Origin of the sequence: Collinsella sp. CLA-JM-H32 (genome assembly GCF_040098165.1) — a bacterium.
Lineage (GTDB): Bacteria > Actinomycetota > Coriobacteriia > Coriobacteriales > Coriobacteriaceae > Collinsella.
This window is the reverse complement of record NZ_JBBNMZ010000014.1, coordinates 37,587-44,900: the sequence shown is the minus strand read 5'-3', so window position 1 is coordinate 44,900 and position 7,314 is coordinate 37,587. Positions and strand designations below refer to the sequence as shown.

Genomic DNA, 7,314 nt, shown 5'->3' with positions numbered 1-7,314 from the left:
GTGGTTCCGGCGTTTGTTAAAACGCCGGAACACAAGAGCGCCCCCTCCCGCGCACGGAACGGGAGGGGGCTAAAGGTAGGAGTCTACCGGTGGGTTGACCCCACCGGACAGACGATGACCAGGTGATCCTTTACAGGATCGTCAAGGTTTCCGTGGGGTACCCGTTGGGTACTTAGATCAACACGCAGGCGACGGTCAGGATGATGGCGCAGACGACGGAGAGCGCGACGATGAGCTTAAGGGCAAACTTGAGCCAGGTCGTCCACTCAATCTTGGCCAGGGCGAGACCGCCCATGATGGCGCCAGAGGTCGGGGTGAACAGGTTCACAACACCGATGGCGGCGGAGAAGATCATGACCATGACCTCGGGCGAGAAGCCGAGCTTAACAGCCAGCGGTCCCATGATGGGCATGGAGACGGTGGCCATACCGGAGGTCGAGGGGATCAGGAAGGACAGGCCGAAGTAGACCAGGAAGCTCATGGGAGCGAAGATCACGCCGGACAGGCCAGCCAGGGCATCGGCAGCAGCGTTAAGGACATACTTGTCAAGACCGGTGTTAGCCATGAGGACGGAGATGCCACGGGCGAGAGCGATGACGAGAACAACGGACATCATGTCGGCAGCGCCGGTGATGAAGGTGTTGACGATCTGCTTCTCGGACAGGCCGCCGATAATACCGATCAGGACAGCCATGAGGAAGAACCAGGTGGAAGCCTCGTCGAAGTACCACTGGCCAATGGGCAGGCCGGTGATCAGGGCAGACCAGCCCTGGACGACGGCGTTACCGTCGGCGTCGTAGACAGCGCCAGCGTCGAAGAAGTCGGCAACGCCCTGGTTAAGGTCGGCCAGCGGGATGAAGCCGACGATCATGACGACGAAGGTGAAGGCGAAGGCGATCAGAACACCCTTCTGACGACCGGTGAGCTTGACCTCCTTGTGAACCTCGGAAGCAGCCTTGCCGTGAGCCTCTTCGGCGTCCTTGAGCTCCTGCATTGACAGGATGGTGGAGCCCTTGTCAGCCTTGACTTTCTTAGCGTAGCTCATCACGAAGACGATGGACATGGCAGTGGTAACGACCCACAGGACGGCACCGAGGCCGATGATGATGGTCTGGTTGGCCTGAATGCCAACGCCAGTCAGAGCGTCGACGGCAGCACCGACGGCAAACGGGTTAACCGTGGAACCCAGGCAGCCGCAGCCAGCACCGAGCAGGACGGTGGCGGCACCGACCATAGGGTCGAAGCCAGCGGCCATCATGGTAGCGGCGAGCAGGGCGTAGAAGGGAACGGTCTCCTCGCACATACCATAGGTGGTACCACCGAGGGAGAAGATGATCATAAGCACGGGAATGATCATGATCTCGTTGCCCTTAAGCTTCTGCACCAGGACGGCGATGCCGTTGTCCAGAGCGCCGGTCTCGGTCATCATGCCGAGGAAGCCGCCCAGGATCATAACGAAGAGGCAGACGGGCAGAGCGTCAGCGAAGCCCTTAATCGGGGCGGTGCAGAAATCGCTCAGGCGGGCTGCAGCAACCGCGCCGCCGGACGTGCCGGAGACGATAACGGTAATCACTGCGACAATTGCCAGCAGAGCAAGAAGAATGGTGAACGATGAAGGCATACCGCGCTTTTTCTTAGCGGTCTCAGTCATGGTTCTCATCCCCCCTTCATAAATCATTTAACTTTCTCGCGCGAAGCGGATCTTCCGTGCCGTGCCCACCGCCCGACGCGAGATATTTACCAGACATAACCGCTCGGGGTGTGCAGCAATACACCCCGAGCGAGATGCTAGATGCTCTTACTTGAGCGTGGCGTACATGACAGCCTTGATGGTGTGCATGCGGTTCTCGGCCTCGTCGAAGACCTTGGAAGCGGGGCTCTCGAAGACCTCGTCGGTGACCTCCTGCTCGGTGATACCGAACTGCTCGCACTTCTCGGCGCCAATCGTGGTGTTGGTGTCGTGGAAGCTGGGCAGGCAGTGCAGGAAGATAGCACCCGGGTTGGCCATAGCCATGACCTCGGAGGTGACACGATACGGGGTGAGCTGAGCGATGCGCTCGGCCCAAACCTCGTCAGGCTCGCCCATAGAGACCCACACGTCGGTGTAGATAACGTCGGCACCGGTGACGCCGTCCTTGACGTCGGTGGTCAGCTTGATGGTGCAGCCGTTGGCCTCGGCGATGGGCTTGCAGGCCTCGATGACATCGTCAGCGGGCATGCACTCCTCGGGGCCGCAGGCCACGAAGTTCATGCCGAGCTTGGAGCAGACGACCATGAGGGAGCGAGCAACGTTGTTCTTGCAGTCGCCCATGAAGACGAGGGTCTTGCCCTTGATGTCGTAGTTGAAGTTCTCCTGGACGGTCAGGATATCGGCGAGCATCTGGGTGGGATGCCACTCAGTGGTCAGGCCGTTCCACACGGGCACGCCGGACTTAGCAGCGAGCTCCTCGACGTCGTCCTGGGCAAAGCCACGGAACTCGATGCCGTCATACATGCGGCCGAGAACACGGGCAGTGTCCTCGATGGACTCCTTCTTGCCCATCTGCGACGAACCCGGATCGAGGTAGGTGACGCCCATGCCCAGATCCATGCCGCCGACCTCGAAGGCGCAGCGGGTACGAGTGGAGGTCTTCTGGAAGAGCAGAACGATGTTCTTGCCCTCGAGATAGCGGTGCGGAACGCCAGCGCGCTTCATATCCTTGAAGTTCTTGGAGAGCTTGAGCAGGTACTCGATCTCCTCGGTGGTGAGGTCGAGGAGCTTGAGGAAGCTACGGCCGGAGAGGTTAACACCCATGGTTCGAATCCTTTCGAAGAAATGAATTACGTAAGTATTAGTGTTGCCCGTTTGACGGGCGAAACCGGTGCGGTTGTAGGGGGACCGCACCGGAAACGGAAAGACTTAGAGGTCCTCGCGCCAGAAGGGCATGCTCATGCAGCGCGGGCCGCCGCGACCGCGGGAGAGCTCGGCGGAGGGCACGACGAGAAGGTCCAGGCCCTCCTTGTACAGCACGTCGTTGGTGACGGTGTTGCGGGCGTAGACGCAGATCTTGCCGGGCTCGACGCACAGGGTGTTGGAGCCGTCGTTCCACTGCTCGCGGGAGGCCGCGATCGGGTCGCCGCCGCCGCAGGGGATCAGCTTGACCTGGTCGACGCCGGTGGCGTCCTCCAGGACGTGCTCGAGGGTGTCCTCGATCAGGCGGATGTTCACGTCGCCCGGGTTCTTGCCGGCGGTCAGCTCGTAGACGCGCAGGGTGCCCATGATGGCGGGGTGGATCGTGAACTTATCGACGTCGATCTGGGTGAAGACCGTGTCGAGGTGCATGAAGGCGCGCGAGACCGGGATGTCGAAGGCCAGGATGCGCTCGACCTTGGAGTCGGAGTTCCAGAAGATGTTCTGGGCCATGACGTCGATCGCGGCGGCCTGGGTGCGCTGGGAGATGCCGACGGCGAGGGTCTTCTCGTTGATGTTCAGCACGTCGCCGCCCTCGGTGTGGAACTGGCAGTCGCGGCGGAAGTACAGCGAGACGTCCTTGTAGTCGGGGTGGTACTTGAAGACGTACTTGCCGTACAGGGTCTCGCGGTTGCGGGTGACCGAGTACATGCGGTTGAGGTTGACGCCCTCGCCGATGACCGCGAACGGGTCGCGGGTGAAGTAGAGGTTGGGCATCGGGTCGATGATCAGGTCGGACTCGGACTCGGAGTTGACCAGGGAGTCGAGGGTCGTGGAGGCCGTGAGGGGCATGTCGATCTCGGACTTGGTCATGCCGGCCATGGTCTTCTTGACGAACTCGAGGTTGTCCTCGATGGAGTCCAGCTTCTCGCGGACGATCTGCGGCATGTGCTGGCCGCGGATGCCGGCCTCGGCGATGTACTGGTCGGTGAACTCGGCGCGGGCGCCGGGGACCTGGTCGAACACCTCGGCGACGAGGTTCTCGAGATAGAGGACCTCCACGCCCTGGTCCCTCAGGATCTGGGCGAAGGTGTCGTGCTCCTGCTGCGCGACCTCCAGGAACGGGACGTCGTCGAACAGGAGTCGCTCGAGCTCGTCGGGCGGCAGGTTGAGGAGCTCGTCGCCGGGACGGTGCAGGCAGACCTTCCTGAGCTTGCCGATCTCGGAAGGCACGTGCAGACCTTTCGTCATGGCCTCCTACCTTTCTTTCGGGCCTTTCGGCCGAATCTCTCAGCGCCCTTCCATAGCGGACGCTGCTTGCTGACAGCTCTAGTTATATCCAAATTCCACCCGCAATTCCACCTCGCCCCCGAACGGTCAACAAAGTGCGATGAACGGTATATCGCATGAGATTCCCCCATAATGTACTTCGGCGTTCTAAAGTAACTTTTCTAAGGTAAACGCTCTTTTTTCCTAAAAACTATTTGCAATTGCATCTCTAAACTTTTGATTCAGAATTGCATAGCTAAATCGGTTTTATGTATATAAATGATGATGTTTACGTTTCCGCCTGCATTCAATGATATTCAGCTATCCATCATTCTTATTCACACTTACGTACCAGTTGAGTGAGGATATAGACCGCTTGCAGACGAGCAGGGCGTCAGTCCTATGACTTGTCAGCGTAAGAAGTAGGTAAAGATACCGTTCGCACAATACGTCCGTGCCACAAGTCGACTAAATTGAGACAATAGTGAATAGGGTTAGGCTACCGTCCCCTGCGGGGACTGAACGGACAGATGCATATGCCGAGCAAAATCGAAAAAAAGCAAGCCGCCGCAAAGCTGCGCAAACCGCCTCGCGACTTCTCGTACACGCAGAACCGAGAGCTCAGCTGGCTACGCTTTGACAACCGTGTGCTTGACGAAGCCTTCGATGAGACCGTTCCGCTGTTCGAGCGTCTAAAGTTCGTGTCGATTTTCGAGTCTAACCTCGACGAGTTTCTCATGGTGCGCGTGGGCGGCCTGTCCGATCTGGCAGAGCTCAAAAAGCAACCTGTCGACAACAAGAGCAATATGACCGCCTCCGAACAGGTCGATGCTGTCATGGCCGAAATGCCCGGGCTCCTTACCCGTTGGGAGTCCATCTTTAAGAGCATCGAGGGCAAGCTCGACACCTTGGGCGTTCACCGCGCCCGCATCGATTCGCTTACGCCCGAGGAGCGCACCTTTGTAACCCGCTACTTCCAGGCCTACGTGTCGCCGGTCATCTCGCCGCTGGTCATCGATCCTCGCCACCCCTTCCCCAACCTACGCAATGGCGCGCTCTATCTGGCCTGTGGTCTGGACGGCGCCACCGACGAGGAGAGCCTGCTGGGCCTTATCGAGATTCCCACCTCGATGAACCGCGTGGTCGAGATCCCCTCGCCCACCGGCACCTACTCCTACATCTTGCTCGAGGACGTCATCCTCGCCTGCCTGGACAGCTGCTTTGGCTCCTATAAGCCGCTGGATCGTGCGCTGATCCGCGTCACCCGCAACGCCGACATCGATCCGGACGGCGAGGGCGTCGAAGAGGAAGAGGACTACCGCCAGCACATGAAGCGCATCCTCAAGAAGCGCCTGCGTCTGCAGCCGGTAGTGCTCGCGGTCTCGGGGTCGCTCGAGAAGGCAACGCTCAAGACCATCCGCAAGGCGCTCGAGCTTTCGCGCCGCTCTGTCTTTACCTGCGATATCCCGCTCGACCTGGGCTACGTCTTTGGCATTGAGGGCAAGATTCCCGAGCACCTGCGCAACGAGCTGCTCTTTACGCCGTTTAGGCCGCAGCCCAATCCCACCATCGACATGACCCGCTCCATCCGCGAGCAGGTGCTGCAGCACGACAAGCTGCTCTTTTATCCCTACGAGGCCATGAACCCCTTCCTGGATCTGGTGCACGAGGCCGCCTACGACCCCGAGTGCATCTCGCTGCGCATCACGCTCTACCGCGTGGCCAAGCAGAGCCGCCTGTGCGAGTCGCTGATCGATGCTGCCGAGAACGGCAAAGAGGTCACGGTGCTCATGGAACTTCGTGCCCGCTTTGACGAGCAGAACAACATCGAGTGGGCCGAGCGCCTGGAAGAGGCCGGCTGCACCGTCATCTATGGTTCCGAGGGCTTTAAATGCCACTCAAAGATCTGCCAGCTCACCTATCGCGAGGGCATGGCGCTAACGCGCCTCACGCTTTTGGGCACCGGCAACTTTAACGAGAAGACGGCCAAACTCTACAGCGACTTTATGCTCATGACAGCCCATCCCGGCATCGGCGAGGACGCCAACCTGTTCTTCCGCAACCTGTCGCTGGGCAACCTGCGCGGCGACTACCGCTTCCTGGGTGTGGCGCCCGTCGGACTGAAACCGCTCATCATGCGCGGGCTTGACCGCGAGATCCAGCGCGCCCTTGCCGGCGAGCCCGCCCGCGTGTTCTTTAAGCTCAACTCGCTGACCGACCGCGAGGTTATCGACAAGATCGCCGAGGCATCGTGTGCCGGCGTGCGCGTAGACATGATCATCCGAGGCATCTCGTGCCTCAAGCCCGGTGTTCCGGGCAAGACCGAGAACGTGCATGTCCGCTCCATCGTCGGACGCTTTTTGGAGCACGCGCGCGTCTATGCTTTCGGCGTGGACTCGGACATGATTTACCTGAGCTCGGCAGACATGATGACGCGCAACACCGAGCACCGCGTGGAGATTGCCTTCCCCGTGCTCGACCCCACCTGCCGCGCCCTGGTGCACGAGTACATGGGCATGCAGCTGCGCGACAACGTGAAGGCCCGCAGCCTCACGAGCGACGGCACCTGGGTCCCCGTGGAGCGTGCAGAGGGTGAGAAACCCTTCAACTCGCAGGAAGCCCTGCTGGAGCGTGCCTATCGCAACGCCGAGGCCGCCGCGCAGCAGCGCGCACAGGAGAAGGAACGTGTGGCCGAGGAGGCCATTCAGGCCGATGTTGAACACGGGGCAGCTGCCAAACCGGAAGCGGTTGCAGCTCCCCCGGTGAATGAGCCCGAGGCTGCCGCAGAGCCCGCCGTGGAGAAAGCGCCCGAGCCCGCTACTGCGACTCCGGAGCCCGCCGCCGAGGCAAAGCCCGCCCCTGCTCCTGAGCCGCAGCCGGCCACACCCAAGGTCCAAGAGGTCCAGGCGACCGTCATTGAGCCCGAGCCTGCACCTGCACCTCAGCCCGATCCGCAGGTCACCAAGCCCGCACCCGAGACGAGCGCCCGTCGCGATAAGCCCGCTGGCAAGACCAAGGCCATCGAGCGCCATCGCCCCGGCCGCGTGCGCATGGGCCTGGGTCTGATCGGCCTGGGTCTTAAGACGCTCATTACCGGCAAGACGAAATAGTCGTTTGTAGAAGCAGTTTGTAGAAGCGCCCCGCATTTGAGGAAA

General features: G+C 60.6%; 4 protein-coding genes. 1 reads left to right on the top strand and 3 read right to left on the bottom strand.

Annotated features, from left to right (window positions below; genetic code table 11):
• Window positions 1–172 precede the first annotated feature (172 nt).
• From AAA021_RS08700 to arcA, 3 genes are all read right to left on the bottom strand, one after another.
• Window positions 173–1,651, bottom strand: coding sequence for a YfcC family protein (locus tag AAA021_RS08700; protein ID WP_349088904.1), 1,479 nt, complete (start codon window positions 1,649–1,651; stop codon window positions 173–175).
• 147 nt (window positions 1,652–1,798) lie between these two features.
• Window positions 1,799–2,794, bottom strand: a complete 996-nt coding sequence (gene argF / locus AAA021_RS08695; protein ID WP_006234279.1) for an ornithine carbamoyltransferase — start codon at window positions 2,792–2,794, stop codon at window positions 1,799–1,801.
• A 105-nt stretch (window positions 2,795–2,899) separates the two neighbouring features.
• Entirely contained in the window at window positions 2,900–4,141 is a 1,242-nt protein-coding gene (gene arcA, locus AAA021_RS08690; RefSeq protein WP_349088903.1) for an arginine deiminase, read from the bottom strand.
• Window positions 4,142–4,695: 554 nt separating this feature from the next.
• On the opposite strand from arcA, the gene ppk1 reads away from it, so the two are divergent.
• Window positions 4,696–7,269: a polyphosphate kinase 1 gene (gene ppk1 / locus AAA021_RS08685; RefSeq protein ID WP_349088902.1), complete on the top strand. Its 2,574-nt coding sequence runs from the start codon at window positions 4,696–4,698 to the stop codon at window positions 7,267–7,269.
• The last annotated feature ends 45 nt before the right edge of the window (window positions 7,270–7,314 follow it).